Consider the following 518-nt stretch of genomic DNA (forward strand, 5'->3'; position numbering starts at 1 on the left):
CGGCCATCCCGGTGCCGTGTCGGAAAAGGCCCGATTGACCGCGCAATTCAGCACGTTTGCCGGACAGCAGCTAACCCTCACGCGCACGTCCAACCTGACCCAGGCCTTTCAGAAACTGCTGTTGGGCGAGGTCGAGTTTGTACTGGCAGGACGTTACTCGGGCATGGCGACTGCTCAGACACTGGGCATGGCCGCTGATCTGATCGCGCGCCCGCAACCGGTCGACAAGCCTGGCCTGTACCTGGCGATTTCCCATGACTCGGCCTGCAACGTTCCTTGGGTGCGCGGACAGTTGGCCAAAAAGATCACAGAATTGCCCGCGTCCGGACTGACGGAAGCCGTGCTGATGCGCAATATCGAGCGCTGGAAGGCACAACGCTCACAACCGCAGCAACCCTCGCAACAACCCGTCAGTACCCCAAAACAGTAAGGATTTTCAGTGAGTATTCGACCTCTTTTCGCTGCCGTGGCCTTTGCCGCCTTGGCGGGTTGTGCAACCGATCCTGCGCCGAATGAAC

Annotated in this window: 2 pseudogenes; both read left to right on the top strand. The window is 59.8% G+C overall.

Annotated features, from left to right (window positions below):
* A pseudogene (locus F8N80_RS30965) lies at positions 1-430 on the top strand (transporter substrate-binding domain-containing protein); the annotation flags it as partial.
* A 9-nt stretch (positions 431-439) separates the two neighbouring features.
* Positions 440-518, top strand: a pseudogene (locus F8N80_RS30970) (DUF4398 domain-containing protein); the annotation flags it as partial.

Origin of the sequence: Pseudomonas fluorescens (assembly GCF_902497995.1) — a bacterium.
Taxonomy (GTDB): Bacteria; Pseudomonadota; Gammaproteobacteria; order Pseudomonadales; family Pseudomonadaceae; genus Aquipseudomonas; species Aquipseudomonas fluorescens_BK.